Origin of the sequence: Rothia sp. HMSC036D11 (genome assembly GCF_001814205.1) — a bacterium.
Classification (GTDB): Bacteria; Actinomycetota; Actinomycetes; order Actinomycetales; family Micrococcaceae; genus Rothia; species Rothia dentocariosa.
Map to the genome: position 1 here is coordinate 1 of NZ_KV815297.1, position 18,484 is coordinate 18,484.

Annotated in this window: 11 protein-coding genes; 3 read left to right on the forward strand and 8 right to left on the reverse strand. The window is 56.1% G+C overall.

Annotated elements, in window-relative coordinates; all coding sequences use genetic code 11:
• From HMPREF2958_RS11145 to HMPREF2958_RS04770, 6 genes are all read right to left on the reverse strand, one after another.
• The coding region (locus HMPREF2958_RS11145) for a pentapeptide repeat-containing protein (RefSeq protein ID WP_246828034.1) at positions 1 to 1,255 on the reverse strand (1,255 nt) is incomplete at its 3' end.
• A gap of 77 nt (positions 1,256 to 1,332) precedes the next feature.
• Complete coding sequence (locus HMPREF2958_RS04750) at positions 1,333 to 2,652, reverse strand: hypothetical protein (RefSeq protein ID WP_246828035.1); 1,320 nt, start codon at positions 2,650 to 2,652, stop codon at positions 1,333 to 1,335.
• A gap of 141 nt (positions 2,653 to 2,793) precedes the next feature.
• On the reverse strand, positions 2,794 to 4,611 hold the full coding sequence (locus tag HMPREF2958_RS04755) for a pentapeptide repeat-containing protein (protein WP_070697038.1): 1,818 nt from the start codon (positions 4,609 to 4,611) through the stop codon (positions 2,794 to 2,796).
• Positions 4,612 to 4,999: 388 nt separating this feature from the next.
• Positions 5,000 to 5,488 (reverse strand): hypothetical protein, encoded by a 489-nt coding sequence (locus tag HMPREF2958_RS04760; RefSeq protein WP_004005442.1) that lies wholly within the window; start codon positions 5,486 to 5,488, stop codon positions 5,000 to 5,002.
• Positions 5,489 to 5,922: 434 nt separating this feature from the next.
• Positions 5,923 to 7,269, reverse strand: a complete 1,347-nt coding sequence (locus HMPREF2958_RS04765; protein ID WP_246828036.1) for a hypothetical protein — start codon at positions 7,267 to 7,269, stop codon at positions 5,923 to 5,925.
• 576 nt (positions 7,270 to 7,845) lie between these two features.
• Positions 7,846 to 9,216 carry a chloride channel protein gene (locus HMPREF2958_RS04770; protein WP_070697040.1) on the reverse strand — a complete coding sequence of 457 codons (1,371 nt, stop codon included), beginning with the start codon at positions 9,214 to 9,216 and terminating at the stop codon, positions 7,846 to 7,848.
• Between the two features lie 161 nt (positions 9,217 to 9,377).
• Here HMPREF2958_RS04770 and proC point away from each other — a divergent pair, with 161 nt between their 5' ends.
• On the forward strand, positions 9,378 to 10,226 hold the full coding sequence (gene proC / locus HMPREF2958_RS04775) for a pyrroline-5-carboxylate reductase (protein WP_070697042.1): 849 nt from the start codon (positions 9,378 to 9,380) through the stop codon (positions 10,224 to 10,226).
• Positions 10,227 to 10,312: 86 nt separating this feature from the next.
• Here proC and HMPREF2958_RS04780 read toward each other — a convergent pair whose 3' ends face one another.
• Together HMPREF2958_RS04780 and HMPREF2958_RS04785 are read right to left on the reverse strand one after the other, a co-directional pair.
• Positions 10,313 to 10,975, reverse strand: a complete 663-nt coding sequence (locus tag HMPREF2958_RS04780; RefSeq protein ID WP_004005437.1) for a potassium channel family protein — start codon at positions 10,973 to 10,975, stop codon at positions 10,313 to 10,315.
• On the reverse strand, positions 10,968 to 12,377 hold the full coding sequence (locus HMPREF2958_RS04785; protein ID WP_070536569.1) for a TrkH family potassium uptake protein: 1,410 nt from the start codon (positions 12,375 to 12,377) through the stop codon (positions 10,968 to 10,970). Before HMPREF2958_RS04785 ends, HMPREF2958_RS04780 begins: the two co-directional genes overlap by 8 nt.
• 425 nt (positions 12,378 to 12,802) lie before the next feature.
• Here HMPREF2958_RS04785 and HMPREF2958_RS04790 point away from each other — a divergent pair, with 425 nt between their 5' ends.
• Together HMPREF2958_RS04790 and HMPREF2958_RS04795 are read left to right on the forward strand one after the other, a co-directional pair.
• Positions 12,803 to 15,268: an ArsR/SmtB family transcription factor gene (locus HMPREF2958_RS04790; RefSeq protein WP_070697043.1), complete on the forward strand. Its 2,466-nt coding sequence runs from the start codon at positions 12,803 to 12,805 to the stop codon at positions 15,266 to 15,268.
• Positions 15,269 to 15,377: 109 nt separating this feature from the next.
• Positions 15,378 to 18,296, forward strand: coding sequence for a FadR/GntR family transcriptional regulator (locus HMPREF2958_RS04795; protein ID WP_070697045.1), 2,919 nt, complete (start codon positions 15,378 to 15,380; stop codon positions 18,294 to 18,296).
• The last annotated feature ends 188 nt before the right edge of the window (positions 18,297 to 18,484 follow it).

The window sequence follows — 18,484 nt, forward strand, 5'->3', positions numbered from 1 at the left end:
CCAAGGCTTGGTAGGTGGAGCGGCTGAAGTCAGCTACATCCTTGTAGGTGGAGTCGGTGAAGTAAGTCTCGCCCTTGTAGGTGGAGTTGCTGAAGTTAGCCCAGCCCTTGTAGGTGGAGCCGCTGAAATTAATAGGTTTTGCGTAGTAAGAGTTCGTAAGGTCTATTGGGTAGAAGAAGGTGCTTCCCGAGAAATCGTATTCAAAGTCTGACCATGCCCCCGGCGTGTTTTTGCCAGAGCCTTGTAGACGGTCGTGAATTTCTTTAATAATACTGAGGCGAACATCTGTTTCAGAATCTAATGTGGCTTTGTCTGCATAAAATTCTTGCACTTTGTCTTGATAGACACCTTCAGCGTCTGGGGTGTCTTGCATAAGCTCATCGTAGTGAGATGCAAGAGTGAATGGAGAACGAATATAGGCACAAAGGTTATTGATAATAACCTGTCCTTCTTTGAGTCTGTCCTCATATTTTCTTATAGACTCTTCTTCGAGCCATTCGTCCACAAGCCCAACGAGTGTATATACGCCACCCATACGAACAGGTGCTTTCTCATCGCCTAACTGTTCTACTGCTTTGGTATAGCGTTCTCGTCGTTCTGCTTTACGGTCCTTAAAAGCATTCGCGTCAAACTGCTCTTGTTGTTTTTCTAGTTGCTTCTCAAACTGGTCTTTCTGTTGGTCAAGAGTATCTTGTTGATGAATTCGAAGGTTCTCAGCTGCTTCACGGTCGTTATCATTTTTTCGGCGAGTCTCACCGAGCGCAATAAGAGCGATAAGCCCACCTGTCGCTAGAAGAATTGCTTGCCGAAGCGCCGCTGCTCCACCAGAATTAACGTTGCCTTCGGGTAGGCTCATGACAACGGGTAGCAGGAACGCATACGCGCCGCCCACAATACCACTGGAAAGAATGCGTGCGTGGAACCAGCGAGGATCGTCATCTTTTTTGAAGATAGGCCACAGAATCAGCACTATATATCCGAGTGAGAGGATCCCAAGACCCCACGCAAAATAGAACTGTACGAAATGCTCAGCACTAACAATTGAGTTCCAACTCCACCAGTGGAGGACTTGAGGTATGAACCAGAATAAGGCTACCCACAGCGTTTCGAAGATGAGGGTACTACCTACGATCTTATTAATTGGCCGGGTTTTGAGCCAGCCTACAAATCTCCCCCGTCTTTTCTCCTTTTGCGAGGGGTCTGGCGTAGTACCCTGTTCTAACGTAGCCTCTACATCTTCGTATTCTTCTGGCATTAACTATCTATTCCTCATGAGTGAGTGGTGTATTCCTTTTCTACACTACCGTAGATAAGCCCATCCATGCGGGAAATTTAGTTGCTAAGCGGCAGGCTAGTAACATCCTTCCGGAAGGCTCGTAGCTCTTCCCTGAGCGTCTCGAACTTTTCCTGAAGCTCTCGCCGCTCTTGTGGGACCTGCGAGTCACGAAAATAAGTTCGCGTCTCGTACACCTCCCGAAACTTTGTCGTAAGATAGTCTGCCTGTTCTGTAGATAGAAAACCGCATTCCAGTGGAAGACCGTCAGCGCCGAGAACTATAGAGTAACCGCTGTCCTCAACCACAAAATTATTGCTGGACGAGCCAAATAACGCTGCCCGCGCATTCTTTTCAGCAACAAAACAGGGCACACTCTGAACAAACCGCGAAGGATAAGGTTCCCCGAAAAAGTCGGTACCAAAATTCAGGGCACCGCAGAAAACAGACCCGTATAAGGAGACCTCTCCGTCAAAGACCGAATCACTCACAAAAACTGAGCCTCGGTACAGAGAGCCGTCGAATCCTGCCTCGCCCCCATAAGTAGAGCTATAGAATAAAGCCTCATCGTAGTAGAGAGACTGGTCGAAGAAGACCGAACCACCATAAACAGAATCGTGGAAGGAAACTTCACCATAGTAAACAGACCAGCTGAAACGCGCCGAATCATGGTACGTAGATCCGCTCCATTGGGCTTCACCAAAATAGATTGAGTCGTTGAAGAAAGCCCAATCGTAGTACGTAGAATCGCAAAAATAGGCGCTTCGTTCATAGGTGGAACCGCTGAACTCGGCGCTGGCGTAGTACGTGCACCCGCTGAAATCAACGGAATTCTGATACCAGGAATCCTTCATATCAACCGGGTAGAAGAAAACACTATTCGAGAAATCGTACTCAAACCCAGACCACGAGCCTTCTACATAACTCCTTCTGTCACCCTGAGGAAAATGGCGCAACCGGCGGTGAATTTCCTGCAAAGCCCGTTGACGAACCTTTGCTTCTGCCAAAAGCTCTGCTCTGTGTACGGAAAACTCTTGGTGGTTCTCTCGATAGCTGCCGTGTGGGCTGGGCTTATCCTGCGAGAGCTCATCGTACCGAAATGCCAGATCAAAAGGGGAGCGGATATAGGCGCAGAGAACATCTACGATGCGCTGGCCTTCCGTGTGCTTTTCTTCTTCCGATAAGGATTTATCGGCAAGGTATTCATCTGCCAGCGCCACGAGTGCGTGCACCGCGCCCAGCCGTGTGTACGAGCGGGCAGAGTCGAGCAGTTCGACGGCTTTTAGGTAACGTTCCTGCCGTGAGGTAATCAGGGTTTTCTCGTCTCCGGCGGTCATGGCGGGTGGCTCCTTGCCAGTGGTTGGGGCGTGCCCCTTCACCCTACCGCATCCTTATTCGCCGCCTCCAGATTTCAGCCGCTAAAAAAGGCTCTTTATTCGAATAAAGAGGCGAAAAGTACGCTTTATTCGAATAAAGAGCCTTTTTACGCAGGACGCGCAAGAGACAGGGGAAAGGAACCCCTAAACCCCTACCTGCTGGCGGTCTTGCTCCTGCAGTGGGATCGTCGTGATTTTCTCGCGCCAGGCGTGCAGTTCCTCAACGGTAGACTTCAGCCTGCTCGAAAGTTCCTTGGTAAGGTCCAGCTTATCGGTGCTGCGCGCATCGTCGCCGTGAAGATGCTGGGTGATCTCCTGCAGCTCGCCGTTCTTATGCGCCAAATACTGCCGATACTCCACAGCCAGCGGCGGGCACTCACTCGGCAGCCCGGAAGCACCGGTATCGATAGCGTAGCCCTGCCCCAGAGAGAAGACATTCTCCGTCGGTGCGAAGAACGAAATGTACTGCGCCCACGCCTCAACATTCATGAAAGCGGGCGCCGCGCCGGTAAAGACAGAACCCTGGAAGGTTACCGCATTGCCATACACGGAACCCCTAAAGAGCGCCTTGTCGGCATACGTCGAGTTCTGGAACCCCGCCAGACCGTAGTACAGCGAGCTCGTGTAATTCGCCCACTTGCTGTACACCGAACCCTGAAAATCAGCCCAACCGTTATAGACAGACCGACGGAAATACACATCGCCACCGTAACGGCAGTTATTGAAATGCACGTCGTCCGTGTAGACAGACCCGCTGAAATCCGCCCGATGATAGGTGCAGTCGCCAAAACTCGCCACCCGTGTGTAGATGGAGTTATGGAAGTTCGCCTGATTATGATAAACGGAGTTGTTGAAGGTTACCGTGCCGGTATAGACGGAGTTATGGAAGTTCGCCTGATTATGATACTCAGAACGGCTGAAATCCACCGCGCCAAGGTACGTTGAGTTACGAAACACCGCCCAGTTGCGGTACGTGGAATCCACGAAAGTTACCGCCTCATGGTACGTAGACCCGCTAAAGTTCGCCTGATCCAGGTACAGGTTACCGCTAAAGTCTGCGGTACTGCGGTATACGGAATCGGTCAACGACGCCGCGCCGTGGTACGAAGACCCGCTAAAGTTCGCGTGCGCCAGATAGGTAGAACCGCGGAAATCCGCCCAGTTACGGTAGATCGTGCCGCTAAAATCGGCTTCGTGCATGTAGGTGCAGCCGCTGAAATCAGCGGTCTTATTGAAGAAGACTCCGCTGAACTCGATGGGGTAGAAGAAGGTGCTCCCCGAAAAATCGTATTCAAAGTTCGTCCACGGGCCGTCCTGGTAGCCGCCCGCATCCGAGGGGGCGCGCAGACGGTCGCGAATCTGCTGCATCAGGCCGAAACGCAGCTCAGCTTCTTCGCGCAGAAGGGCGCTCTTCGCGTGAAATGCGCCGTTCGTAAGCTCTAGGGCATGCGGGTCAAAAATCGGCGGAGACTGAATGTACCCACTGATCTTATTGACGATGCGCTGCCCCTCCTTATTGCGGTCTTCGTAGCTTAAAGTTTCGTCCTCAAGGCATTTATCGACGAGCGCAAGCAGGGTATAGAGACTTTTCTGCCGCGTTTTCGCCTGCTGATCCTCAAGCTGAGCGGTAGCTTGCTGGTAGATGGACTCGCGTTCTGCGCGTGTAACGCCAAAGATATCAACGCTTTTGTGGGCGACCGTCGCCACGTTTGGCCGTTTCCGGCGGGTAAATACGATGAGTGCGAGAACTGTGAGCACACCGCCGATCGCATACAGCACAAGTGAGAGAGTGGTTTGTTTAGTGAGGAATGGAATAATAATTGCGGCTATCACGCAGAGAATTGCGCATATAAGAATTGACCAGGCGATAGGTCTGGCAGTCCGCGGCTTAGAAGGTTCTAAAAGCGGCGGTTCTGTAATGTTTTGTATGCGTGACTCTGCGTTGAGGCGGTGGTCGTCCATGACGGGGCTCCTTGTGGCGAGTGGGTGTCTAATGCCGTACTTGTCGTAGAGCTAGTCTTCAGCAGGAATTTTACACCTTTAAGTTGAATCTGAGACACCCCACGCCACATAAACAGTGTTTCAATATTCCGTGACAAGGCGTTATTTTGGTAACACTGCACTTAACAGGTGGAGCTTTTACCCGCTCTTATGCGCTGTTACGCGCGAGAATATGCGGGGTATCTAAAATCCAGAAGCGAAGACCGTGTTCCCCATGCAATTTTTCGCTCCCACTTTGGTACCACTGCGAAAAGTTTCGGACAGAGAGTGAGCACCCGACGGAAGAACGAACGTCGGGTGCTCACTAGGGAGGTGCTCTCACTGACACTGTGCGAGGGTCTGGAGGGGTCTACCCATCCCTCCGTACCGCGTGCATGTAAAACGTCAAGCACGCCACAAACTCAAGGGGCACGATCGTGAGCGTCCACAGCGCATCCAGCGCCAGGTTACCGCTCGTGAGCAGTCGGAACCACAGCGGAGAAACCGCCACACACAGTACCGCGCCTAAAGCATTGACGGACCGCACCAGCCCGGTGCCCATCCGAAAATTGAAGCACACGTTCGCAACAATATGCCCCAGCGCGTATACCAGAATGAACTGCCCCATCGGGTGGAACAGTATGTGGCTCCAGTCGCTAGTCAAATCGCCACTCACCAGAAGCGCGAAGAACGTCATCACATACGGGAGTACCATAAACAGAACGCGTACCGTGTACCCCACGGATGCCAACGTATGCCTGAAGGTAACCTCACCCGAGCCACGCTGCGGGATGCCGTGCGCACGCTCAACGCCGCCTAGGGCGGTGTACGCTCCCGCAGATGCTGCTCGTGTGCTCATGATTCCCCCAAAATATGGTTCGCAAGCATGTCTGGTGTATAGGTTGAGTTTCTATACTATGCCTTTGCGGCATTAAAAACCCTCATACTCAGGGATGATTTATCAAAACTTAATGTTCGTAAGCTAAATACAGCTCAGATATACACATGTTCAACCGAGGGTTTGAGGCTGTAATACCGGCGAAGAAGCACGAGTGTCTAGTAAACAAGGCATGACGTCACAGTCTGTAACAAATCGACCGATTAGGCAGGCTTCTCTAAGACTAGAAGTGTCTGCAGCCCTTTGACGGGGTACACAGGCATTTAGTCCCAAACCGTGCCAGCCGATAGTTTTCTGCCGTAGAGCCTGGTGTTTTCACAAGAGTGTATACAAAAGTCGGATGCGCCAGGACCGTACCCGGCGCATCCGACCTTAGACTGTGAGAAAACGACCGCCTATTCGCGTGCTAACCTCTCGGGTTCAACGTCGTCCTTCGGCTGCTCGATAATCGACCGAGCCGAAGCAATAATCACGCTCAGAATAATATCTGCCATGATGAAGATATAGGCCCCGGCTGAAGAATCCTCACCCGACCAGCCAGCATAGACGATCGCCGTGACGATCAGCAGAATAATACCCAATCCGGCGCTAATTCCATTCAGGATGCGCATGCCCTTCGTAGACTTCGAGCGCACCGCGAAAATGCACGCCGCAATCTGCACGAGCATATATACAGCGCCGCCGTATCCGAGCATCATGTTGAAGGTTCCGCCGCCGCCAAAGCCGAAGCCATACATCACCAGGCACGCGGCAAGCAGAACGGTACGAATCGCGGTCACCGTAACAATGGTCTTGAGCTCGCGCGAACGTTTCTGCTCGGGGGTTTTCTCGGCACCCGCAGGCACCGAACCCGTGGTCGCGGACATTTGACCGCTTGCCGGTGCCCCGACCGATACCGCCGGGGTGTTCGCCGTAATGATCGGAATTGCGGATGCGGGCATGGTGTCTTCATACACCTTCTTAGTCCCGGTTTTCTCTGCGGAAGCCTGCGCCTCGGATGTGGTGGAGTCGGCAGGTGTACTAGACCCGCGCTCTGCCCGAGCGGCAGACATCGTATCGGCGATGGACGGGAATGCGCCCTGTTCCTGGGCCTGGGCGGGAAGCTGGCGGGTCCTCACGTCTTCCGCGTCGCCAGCCTCGTCAGCGTCCGGGCGCGAGATGGACTGCGGAATGTTATCGGCAGGTTCAGCCTCCGGTGCCTCCGCGTGTGCGACGGCGGGTTCAGGAGCCTCAGAATCCTGTGGTTTCTCCGAAAGATATGAGCTTAGCGGGCCCTGCTCAGGTCGGCTCTGTACCGGCAGCTGACGGGTCTGAGTATTTTCGTGGTGAACAGCCTCGTCAGCGTCCGGGCGTGAAATGCTCTGGGGAAGTGCCTCCGCAGGGGTGTTCGTATCGATCTCAACGGCGGCGGGTTGAGCGCTCTCGGCCTCGGCAGGCTGGGACTTTGAAGTCTGTGAACCCCACGGCGTGGACTGGGCAGAGTGAGCGCTCTCGGCAGAGGAATCCTCGGCAGATTTCTGAGCAGGCTCTTGAGTCTTCGCGTCTTGCGGATCCTGCGGGGTCTGGGCGGGCGTATCCGGCCCGGCATCCTGAGGGGGCAGCGAGTTTTGGGCAGGTGATTCTTCCTGCACGTGCTGCACAGTCGTCGAAGTCTGAGAGCGTCGAGGATTGCTGAAAGGCGCACCTCCCTGGTGGTGCGAATCCTGTATGCGCTCAGAGGTATGAGGATTCTTATCGCTCATCGTGTCTCCCTCGGATGCTGTGGCTGGTGTTAAAGTCTGTGGGCAGGTGTTGAGCCGGTGCGGGCGGGGTGGTTTTCCGCCTAGAAAATCCAGCGGGTGCTAGGCACCGGTAAGAGCTCAGCTAAGGCGCGGTCAGCGGTATGGCTAGGCTGCGAGCTGGAATTTCGCGGGATAACCTCTGCAATAGTACCCAAAACGGGCACGAGTTGCCTAAACACCCCCGGAAATATTGGGCTCTTTAAGGATAGCGAGAGATATCTCCAAGTCAGCGTACAACACGAAGTTACCTTGCACAACACCATATGTATAGTCGAGCTTGAGTCTGCAGCCGGATGCGCGGCTGGCTCCCTTTTTCGGGTGCGTGTATCGCCCGGAAAACCCGGTGAATCTTCGCCCGTGGTACCGTAGGCATGAAGCCGACGGCGGTAGAAGAATCTGAACACACCTAAAATAGGTGCACTGTAAAGTAAATTATTATAGCCGCATCCACACAAGAAACCCGTGCATGCCGCCTGTGCGACACGCGTGAAGCACGCGAAATTCCCTTATATGTGCTCAGCCTCAGCCAGCCGAGTCTTAACGCTGACTAGGCGCTACGGTCTGCGGGGCGTGCTGTGTTTTGTTACCTAAGCGCATCCACAGGTATTTGACACCCCATGCCGTGCCGACCGCTACCGTGAAAGGCGCATACGCCTGCCAGTCTTGCCCGGCGAACCCGAGAATCAGGGCGCAGGCGCTCAGCGGGGCGTTCATCGACAGGCTCAGGAAAGTGACCGCGCCCAGCAGCCCGGCGGTCCCGAGAAGTTCTGATGCATGAAGCGCTCCCGCGCCCGGTTGAAGCTGAGTCAGCGTCGGGAACACGAGGATTAGAGCGCCTGTAAGCACGAAACCGCAGGCGGAACCCAAGGCTAACCCCGGTGTGAGCGTGCCCCCGTAGGCACCGTTGCGCAGGCTCGCCACCACCAGGATCGCTTTAGCTGCCAGCAACGCGAGGGCATAGAGAAGCGCCTGGCTTAAGGCGGTCGCGTCAAGCCTGCTGGAGCTCGAAGATAAACCGGATGCGGCATCGAAAATATGCTGGGTCAGCGGGCGACCGTTCCCCAGAATCTCCGGCAGGAAAATCGAGGTCACCGCCACCAACGCAAGTACCAGAGGAAGCCGCCAGAGCACGTTCCAATTCGTAGTTTTGCGGCTCTCTGCGCGTTGAGACGCCGCCCGGAACCACAGCGCCAGGGGAGCGATAGCCAGACCAAGAACGACCGCGAGCAGCAGCGATTCACCGGTGGTCTGCAGCTGCGGGACGGGGTAGGTGGGCGCATCCGAAATCACCAGATTCGCAGTGCAGGTTGCCACAAGAACCAGGACCGCACCCGTGAAAATATTGCGCAGCGACAGCGCTAAACCGAGAGCCTCAAACAGGAAAACAAAACCGCCCACCGGAACCTGGTACACAGCCGCTAAACCCGCCGCCGCAGCCGAGGCTACCAACACCGGGCGCACGGTCTGCGGGATGCGTATCAGATCCGCCAGACGCCCAGCAAACAGTGCGCCCAGCTCGCGCGGGGCAACCTCTTTACCCACCGGCGCACCCGCACCCACGGCCACAATCTGAGTGAGGCTGTGCAGGGTTTGCCGTAGAAATCCCGGGCGGCGCTCCTGCGGAGTTTCGCCGCGAATCTGCGCTTTAACAGACACCAGCTTAGTGCGCCGCTGAAGCAAAAACCAGATGATAGAGACCGCCACGCCCACCGCGATCAACACCAGCACACGTCGAACGGTATCGCTGTGATCCGTCACGATCGGATGCTCCGCCTCCGTATGCCCGAACGTGAGCTCCTGCATGATATCCAGAAGGTAGTGCAGAATAATCGCCCCGCCACCGGTGGCCGTGCCAATCAGCACGGTGCACAGCAGAAGGTGGGCACAGCGAATTAGACGTGTTTTCATCGTTTTACATTCTAGCCGCGAACCACAGCTCTTTTTTTGTACCGGAGTACATGCGGGGAGCCGCCGGATCCGGTGTTGGATTGTATGCTAGATAACAAACCCTGTGGTGCGGGCGGCATACGTCCTCGTGGCACAAACGAAGCAGACAGTAAGGATCGAAGATGACCGAACATATAGCATTCCTCGGCACCGGCTCCATGAACGGTTCCATCGCTGCCGGGCTCATCGCGGGCGGATACCCCGCAGAGGCTATCCGCGCCACCGTGCGAAGCAAAAACTCCATAGACCGCCTGCGCCATCAGTTAGGGCCTAAAGGGCGAGACGCCGTCGTGATCGGGTGCGAGCTCAAGCCCGAAGCCAACCGTGAGGCGGTCAGCGGCGCATCCGTAGTGCTGTTGGGGGTTAAACCCTATGGAATCGTTGAATTGGCACGCGAAATTTCACCCGCCCTCGCCCCGGATGCACTCGTCATTTCGGTGGCGGCAGGAGTCACCCTCGATACGCTGCAGAAGGCTCTTCCAGCGGGTCAGCCGGTGATCCGCTGCATGCCGAATACGCCCTCAAGCGTGGGCAAAGGCGTGTTGGCGATCTCAGTGAGTGAGAACGTGACTGAGAAGCAGCTTGCGCTCGCCGAGAAGATCCTGGAAACCGTAGGTATGGTAGTGCAGGTGCGAGAAGACCAGATGGATGCGGTCACCGCTGTTTCGGGGTCCGGCCCCGCCTACGGGTTCCTGCTGGCAGAGACTATGGCGAGCGCCGGTGTGAAGCTCGGTCTGGATGAAGAGACCGCGCAGAGGCTCGCATCCGCAACGATTGCGGGCGCCGGGTACCTGTTGGATAGTAACCCGGATGCCGCCGCCCTGCGCAAGGCTGTTACCAGCCCGAACGGAACCACTGAGCGCGCTATCAATGCCTTTATTGACCAGGGACTTTTCGATCTCACCGAGGATGCGATGCGTGCCTGCGCCGCCCGCTCCGCAGAGCTGAGCGAACAGTACACGGCTGACTAGCCCCGCCTCCTGCCTACTCCCTACATAGAAAGAGCCTTTATTCAAATAAAGGCTCTTTCTATGTAGGGAGAGGGGGACGACAGAACCTAAGGGCGGGCCGCGAAACGCTCGATCAGATCCACCTGCCCCGAGACAATCAGAATATCCCGGGAATGGATGCGCGTTGCCGCATCCGCATAGGTAAACTCCTCGCCAGGAGATTTAATACCCACCACAGACACCCCGTATTTCGCGCGAATATCCGACTCCGCCAGGGTGAACCCGTGAGTCTCCTTCGGCGGGCGCATCTTGGCGATCGCGAAATCGTCGTCGAATTCGATATAGTCCAGCATGCGCCCCGACACCAGGTGTGCGGCGCGGCGGCCCGCATCCGCCTCCGGGTAGACCACATGATGCGCGCCAATACGCTCTAGAATCTTGCCGTGTGAGGGGGTGATCGCCTTCGCCCAGATACGCTCAACCCCCAGATCGACTAGGTTCGCGGTAATCAGCACGGAAGCTTCAATCGAGGTACCCACACCTACAACCGCAGACCCGAAATCGCTTGCACCCAGCTGCCTGAGCGCGTCAATATCGCGAGCATCTGCTGAGACAACGTGGGTGAGCACGCCCGTCCATTTCTGCGCAATTTCGGGGTCTTTCTCAATGGCGAGAACCTCTTTATTCTGGGCGTGAAGCTGGGCTGCGGTCGCCGAACCGAACCGTCCCAACCCAATAATCAGTACGGGGGCGTTATGGTTACTAGCCAATGACGGGCCTTTCTTCGGGGTACTTATACAGGCGGCGGCGAGACCTCAGCGCCAAACCGGTGGCGGCGGTAATGGTGCCGATTCGCCCAATAAACATGAGCAGGGAGAGCACATAGATGCCCGAGGGCGGCAGTTCCGTAGAGAGCCCATTTGACAGTCCGCAGGTTGCGTATGCGGAAATGACTTCAAAGAGCACGCGCACGAGTGGCTGGTCTGTTATTGCCAGCAGAACTCCGGTGCCCACAAGCACAATTCCGGTACTCATCATCGTCACCGAAATGGCGATGCGCAGCGCCGACACCGGGATAGTGCGCCCGAAGGTCATCACAAATTGGTCGCCGCGTGCCTCCGCAATAATTGCAAGCATAATCACGGCAATCGTGGTGACTTTCACACCACCTGCGGTAGATGCTGAGCCGCCGCCGATAAACATGAGCACATCGGTTATGAGGCCGGTGACCGGGCGAATATCGTTCATATCGACCAGGTTGAACCCGCCCGAGCGCGTCATGATGGAAGCGAAAATCGAGCTGAGAACTTTCTCACCTGCACCGTAATTGCCGATAGTACGCGGATTTGCCCATTCGGCTATGCCCCAGAGCAGGGCACCTAGCACGAACAGGATGCTCGTAGTCGTCACCGTGAGTTTGGTCGTTAGAGTCCAATCGCGGGGCCGGAAGGGTTTCTGCTGAATCGTCATCAGCACGGGGAACCCGAGTGCCCCCAAGAACACCGCGATACTAACGGGTGCGAGCACGAAAAAATCGTGTCCATAGGGTACTAATCCATCGGAATGCGGGGTGAACCCGGCGTTATTAAAGGACGAAATAGCGTAGAAAATACCGTGCCACAGGCTGGTGGGCAGATTCTCGCCAAGAAGTAGAAAACGCGGGGTAAGAACGAGGGCGATCGTTGATTCGATCCCGATTGAGGTATAAGCGACGGTACGAAGCACGCTGCCGACCTCACCGAGGCGCCCGATACTGAGCTCTTCCTGCGCGATAAGTTTAGAGCGCAAACCCATTTTTCGCCCGATCGCCAGGGCAAGAAGCGAGGTCATGGTCAGCGCGCCTAAACCACCGATTTGGCAGGCGAGCAGAATCATAACCTGCCCGAATACTGACCACTGGGCTGCTGTTGAAACGGTCGTCAAACCGGTCACGGTCACCGCACTGGTGGCGGTGAAAAAAGCGTGGTGAAATGGCGCAGGTTCGCCTGTAACCGAAGAAATCGGCAGGCTCAACGTTACGGTGAAGAAAATGATCACCAGAAAGAAGGACGCGATAGCGGTTCGCGAAGGTGAGGAGAAGACAGTCGTATCAATAAGGTTGCGCAGCTTCTCGTAGCTTCGGATATCGAAGGGGTTGAAGCGGCGAGTAACCTCTTCCTGCTCATACATCATCGGCGATGTAGGCGGAACCTTGCCGATAGCGGTGGAGATGCGACCCTCAGAAAAATCGCGCACCCGTTTGCGCTGATGCGCGCGCAGGCGACGTAGATAGCGTCCCACGGGTGCCTCCTTTCCGATCGTGCGCAGAGTTTGGGCGGGGTACGGTCTTGGTGGGGATGTTTAGCTTTCTCTAGTGTATCGCCCAGGCATACAGCTGAGCGGAACATCATAGGTATTTCTAGGGATAATGTTGGAACGGTTGTTGTGGTGCATGCACTGTGTGGGCGTGTATATGCCCTAAACGATATATAGCTAGAACGGAATATTATGAGCATTTGGTAATATACGCGGAAAGCTTAGCGAAAAACCGCGTAGTTTCGGGCTAGAACCCATAAAACAGGTATCGAGCATACGCCGAAATATGTCATAATCGCTATATGCAATCAGACGTTTTTTCAGTGATCGCGGACCCCACCCGCCGCAATATCGTTCATCTTCTGGCTGAACAAACACGTACTGTTGGTGCCGTTGTTGAGCACTTGAACATGAGCCAACCCACTATCTCAAAGCACCTTAAGGTTCTACGTGAGGCACGGGCAGTCACCGTGCTGGTCGAGGGGCAGCGCCGCCTCTATTCGCTGAACCCTGAAGTATTTGACGAGATCACCGCCTGGGTTGCCGATATACAGGCGATTGCACACAGCACGAAGGAACAGCGGGAGTCGCAGATTAAACAGGCTTCCGTGATTGAGGTTGTCGATGTTGTCGAGTCCTCAGGCGATGACACCGCGAAAACCGAAAAGACTGAAAAGCCCAGCGCCGAGACCAAGGCTGAGAAAACCACGGGTTCTGGCGAGTCTGATACCGACGAGCAGAAACAGCAAGATCAAGATACAGAGCAGCGCCCTAAAGCTACCGGTAAAACCACCGATGAAACCGCTGGTGAAGCTGCCACTGCCCATGCTCAAGATGTACAAGATCAAGATAAGACCTCGGATTCGGATGCGCCCGCCCAGCCCGTTGAATCCTCGTCTGTCGTTGAGCAGCCCGAGCCGACGCCTCAGGAACGTGTATCCAAGACCCTTTCGCAGCGCAAGCGTTTCGAGGCTTTCCCCGGTTCTACCGGTTCCGCGAACGCTGGTGTGAAGCCCGGAGCGAGCCCTGCGGGCGAGCGGGATGCCGAGAAGGCTTCTGGGCAGAAAGACCGCGATGGGCAGGGTACTTCCCACGAGGCTGGCGCTCATGATTCGCACGCTGAGGGCGAATCGTCTGCTAAGAAGAAGACGACGACCGCCGCGATTGCAAAACCCGCTATTTTTGATGAAGAAGCACGTTCTGCCGAGAGTTCGGTGACCTCCGGTCTGGGACCGAAGACCTCGACTAAATCTGCCGCGCGCATCGTGTCAAAACCTGCCCAGCAGGCGGCACCCGCTGCATCGGAAGAGGGTACAGAAACCGCCGGAACCGTTGAGGAAAACGAATTTATTCCCATGCGTCCTTTCACGCCTTCGGGGTCTTCCTATCAGGAGAAACCGCAGCAGTCCTATGGGTATGACGACGGAATTGATGACGGTCAGCAGGGGTTCTCGCCCGAGGCTCGCGGCTTTGTTCCCCGGTCAAAGTCGCAGGATAAGACCGCACAGGCAAAGCCGGAGGCAGTGAAGAGCGAGAAGACCGACAAGAGCGTGTCAGCTCAGAAGGACGCTGAATCGTCTGTGAAGGGCGCCGAGCAGACTAAGGCTCCCGCGCGTTCTCAAGACGTGAAACAGCTCCACGCTGAGGCACAGACTCAAGAACGCACGCACGTTTCGGGCACTCAGCAGCCTGCCCAGCAAACCGAGGGTGCTAAGCCTGTGAAGCCGAGCTCCGCCGAGTCTAAGCAGACCTCTCATGCCGCGAAGGCCGAAGCGCAAAAGCCCGTGAAGGATACTCACAAGAGTGCTCAGACAAAGCCTCAGAAACCCGAATCACCTTCGCCGCAGGCTCAAACCGCTGCGAAAACAGAATCGGCTCAGGCACAATCGGTCCGTGAAGAGCTTTCTGCCCCAAAGCCGGGTTCGGAACGGGCGGCGCAGGCGCATACCGGAAAACTCGGTGCGAAAACCGAAGCGCACACGGGCTCTCAAGAAACCCCAGCCCAGGCTGCGAAACCCGCCGAATCCCCGATGCAGGCGGCTGCATCCGAGAAGAAACCCGAGGATAAGCCCGCCGAAACCACTGCGACCAACGCACAAACCGCTGCCCAGCCCGGCACATCTTCTACCGTGAGCTACGGCATCGACACTGCCGAAAAGAGCACGGAAAATGGGGAACGTGCGGTACAGGGTACTGCGCAGAAAAAGCAGGCCGAGAAGGGCCAGGGGAACGCTGGCTCGCCTGAGACCAAGGAACCGGCAAAACCCGCAACGGTTAGGTCCGCCGAAGGTACCGCCTCCTCGGATTCTGCCGCAAAAACTCAGGAGCCCGAGAAAAAGCCAGCGGCTCAGGTGGAAGAGTCATCGTCAACCGCTCAGGAACCGCAAAAATCGGGTGCTGAAACCCCAGCAGAAGCCGCCCCTGCCGCCGCACAGAATATGACGCAGGCACAATCCGAAGAGGCTAAGGCCGTGGAAGCTAAACTCGCCGAGAATGCGCCGGTCAAATCAGATTCCGTGACCTTCACAGCGGTGCTGCCCGTCGTCACCCCGGAAATGAGTTCCGTGCAGGGTGCCCGTCCTCAAGAGGACGAAGAGGCAGCCGACGCCTCTGACAAGACGAAGAGCACGGCATCCGAAAAATCTGGTAAGAACGAGGAACTTCCGTACCAGACACAGACGGAATACACCTCAGCATTCGGCACTGCAGATACCCCGAAAGAACCCCCGCGCGGGCTGCTTTCACGCGTTTTCGGAAGGCGCCGGTAACATGGATATTTCACAGCATACGTCTCGTGGTGTTGTGCGGTATAGACCGCACGCGTGCACGACGGTTCTTATAGCATCCCACCTCTAACTCGTATAAACGGAGTTCTCATTGGCTATTCATCGCAAGATTCTGCGCTGGCTTGAGACCGAGCTCTTTGAAGGCAATATTCAGCTCGGTCAAAGCCTTCCTGACGATCAGCGGATTGCCCACGCCATCGGTGTGGGGCGTTCCCGAACCCGAGATGCACTCAAAACCCTTGAAGATATGGAATTGATGCGCCTGTACTCTGGGCGCGGTAAAGAGATCATTCCTTATCTCTATGAGGAACCGGCAGCTGCGGCTGCGGGGCCCATTCGTCTGCACATGTCTACATCGCGTTACCCAACCCGCGATATGCTGCAGACCCGCATCCTGCTTGAGAGCTGGGCGGTATCTAATATTGACCCCGACAAGGTCTCATTTGATGAGGTTGATGAGGCCCTTGAGACGCTCCAAGACGATACTCTGAGTATTGGCGAGTTTCTTGACCAGCTTTTGACCTTCCACCACCGGCTAGTGCGTTTGGCGGGTAACGAACTGGTCGTGGGCTTGCTGGTTGCGATCCGCCAGTCTTCCTTCGATTCCCTGCTGTCGCTTATGGGACGTTTGCCGCTGTGGAGCAGCACGATGACGCGCATCCGGGTGGAAAACCGTGCCATTGTAGATGCTGTCAAAGACGGCGATGCCCGCACCGCGCGCGAGCTAATTGCCCACCAGCTGCAAGAGCTATACTCCGAAGCTGGCATAGAACTGGATCAGGCAGCAAATACCCCGAACGGTATGCCTGGTGACCCCTCTGAGGATGACGAGGAGTTCCAAGAGGAGGAATACTCCGAGGAAAGCACTGATTCTTCTGAAGAGCCCGAATCCGACGCTGACGTGGAAGAACACGAGGAGGCGGAACCAGAGCAGGATACCGACGAGAATATTCCCGAATCAGAATATAAGGCTGAGCAGGAGAAATCTCCGGCCGCGCAGCTTCCAAAAATTATTCGTGAAGGAAGCACCGTTTCACGCCGCCGTCAAGGACGTATGCGCGTACCGACCCCGGTGGCTGTGGGCTTCGAGGAAGACCAGGCAGAGGAAACCGCATCCGCCGAGAACGTGGGTGATACTCCCACGGCTGACATTCCCGAGCAGCAGGAAACCGTCGAGAGCACCCACGAGTCTCCGATCGACCCCCTTGAGGAAACTGCGGCGCACGAACCCCAGCTTGAGAGCGTGCAGCCCGAATTTGAGGATGACGTCCTGCCGGTTGAAAAACCCGGCGAGTCTGTATCTGACGAGGCACAGGACAAAGAATCTGCTGAAAAGATAACGGCAGAAAAGGCTCCCGACAAGTCTGCTGACGGATCCGAAAAATCCAAGTCTTCGGAAGAGGCACAGGGCAAATCGCAGGACGACTCTGCCTCTCACGAAGACTCGACCGAAAGCACCGAGGATAAAGACGCTGAAGAGACACCCGACGAACAAGAACCCGCTCGGGAAGTCTATGTCGAGAAGGCTCCGGTGGGTAAAATCTCCGCTGAAGAGCTTGTGGCGACCGGCCTTATTCCGTGGCGCACCATGGGACAGCAGGCCGAGACCGCAACCTCAACCCAGGCCGAAGCTGAGGGGGAGGACGATGTTATTCGTGCGCCCCTGCGCCGAAACGTGCCGCCCGTGCGACCCGCGCAATTCTCACCGCGCAAGTCCGAAAAGCCAGAGAAAGCGGAGAAGCCCGCGAGCGAGCGCATCAGCCTGATTCGCCGCGTTCGCCATTACTTCGGTCTTGACCTGCCGCATACCCAGGCGGTCAAGCTGGTTGAGGCGCAGGAGGCGGCCGAGCAGAAAGCCGCAGATAACGCGAAATTTGCGGCAGAACCTCCTAAGGTAGAGCCTAAGTCCGCTTCTGCTTCATCGCCTGAGGATGCCCCTGCCGCTGCCTCCGCCGAGGCCTCCAAGTCTTCGGCGGTTGAGCAAGAGCGGGAAGCCTCCACAGAACCTAAGAAACCAGCGACGGAGCCATCACCGGCGAAGGCGGCAGAGGCTCCCAAGCCTGCTGAGGCCCCGAAACCCTCGAAGCCATCGAGCGATGCAACTTCTAAGAGCGCCGAGCCCGCGCCGGAGGCAGCACCTTCGGATAAGACAGATTCGAAGCCTACTAAGCCTGCGGAAAAGCCCGCATCCGCCCCTGCACAGAGCGTAGATTCGGCGAAGCACGAGAAACCTGCTGCAGAAACTCCTCAGACGGATTCTTCTGACTCTGTGAAGGCAGAACCTTCGGATGCGCCCGTTCAGAGGGCGGCGGCGAATGTCGAGTTGGAGGAAACTCCGGAAGAGATACGTTCTGAGCTACAGAGCGCGATTACTTTAGACGAGCCTTCACCCGATTCGGTGTCGACGCCGACCGCTGAGCCCGTGGCGGTTAAACGCCCCAATCGCAAGGACTCAGATTCTCAGGCTCCGGCGAAGAATGTTTCGGTGGCGGCTGCAGCCATACCGCAGCCCGTTCCAGCGGTTGCCCGCCCGGAAACGGCTAATCTGAGCGGTGTCGATTCGACTCCGGTTGCTTCTGCGGTGAACGAAACTGAGAATAAGCCTGTGGAATCTCAACCCAAGCAGAAGGCTCAGGCAGATACCGAGAAAACACCGGTAAAACCCGCCCCGTCACCTTCGGAAATTGCCCAGGCATCGGCAAAACCGGCTTCGAAGAAACCCGAGATGAAAAAGCCTGTGCCCGTAGCAGGCAGCGCCTCGAAGTCTGCATCCGCTAATAAGAAGGCCCTGACGGCAGTAGACGCTAACGGCGCTCCGAATCCTTTTGAGGGCTTCGACGTCCTGGGAGCGGTCGAGCGGGCGCATGCGGCGGAAGCGGCTGCTGCTCAGAAGAAGCAGGCTAAGACGCAGAGCTCCGCAAGCGAGGCTAAAAAACCGGCTCAGAACGGTACTTCTAAGGGCGCCAGTGCCCTCTCGAAAGGGAAGAAGAACCGCAAGAGGCGCCACTAGCGCTATCGCGCCACCATCTGGGGCGGCGGGAACTCGGGAGTATACACCCGTGGTTCTCGCCGCCTCATGTATATCAGCTGCGGTGGAAAAGACACTGGGGGCGAGAGAAAGCTCGCAAAATCGAAGGTTTTCTGCCCTTCAAATGGTGAAAATAGGCTATTACCTTGTACCCTAGGAAGGTAGCGTTC

What these genes read in the sequence shown, in the direction of transcription:
- HMPREF2958_RS04790 (WP_070697043.1), top strand. Translation starts at nt 12,803, where the DNA reads ATGCAATCAGACGTTTTTTCAGTGATCGCGGACCCCACCCGCCGCAAT.
- HMPREF2958_RS04770 (WP_070697040.1), bottom strand. Translation starts at nt 9,216, where the DNA reads ATGAAAACACGTCTAATTCGCTGTGCCCACCTTCTGCTGTGCACCGTG.
- HMPREF2958_RS04760 (WP_004005442.1), bottom strand. Translation starts at nt 5,488, where the DNA reads ATGAGCACACGAGCAGCATCTGCGGGAGCGTACACCGCCCTAGGCGGC.
- HMPREF2958_RS04765 (WP_246828036.1), bottom strand. Translation starts at nt 7,269, where the DNA reads ATGAGCGATAAGAATCCTCATACCTCTGAGCGCATACAGGATTCGCAC.
- HMPREF2958_RS04755 (WP_070697038.1), bottom strand. Translation starts at nt 4,611, where the DNA reads ATGGACGACCACCGCCTCAACGCAGAGTCACGCATACAAAACATTACA.
- HMPREF2958_RS04785 (WP_070536569.1), bottom strand. Translation starts at nt 12,377, where the DNA reads ATGATGTATGAGCAGGAAGAGGTTACTCGCCGCTTCAACCCCTTCGAT.
- proC (WP_070697042.1), top strand. Translation starts at nt 9,378, where the DNA reads ATGACCGAACATATAGCATTCCTCGGCACCGGCTCCATGAACGGTTCC.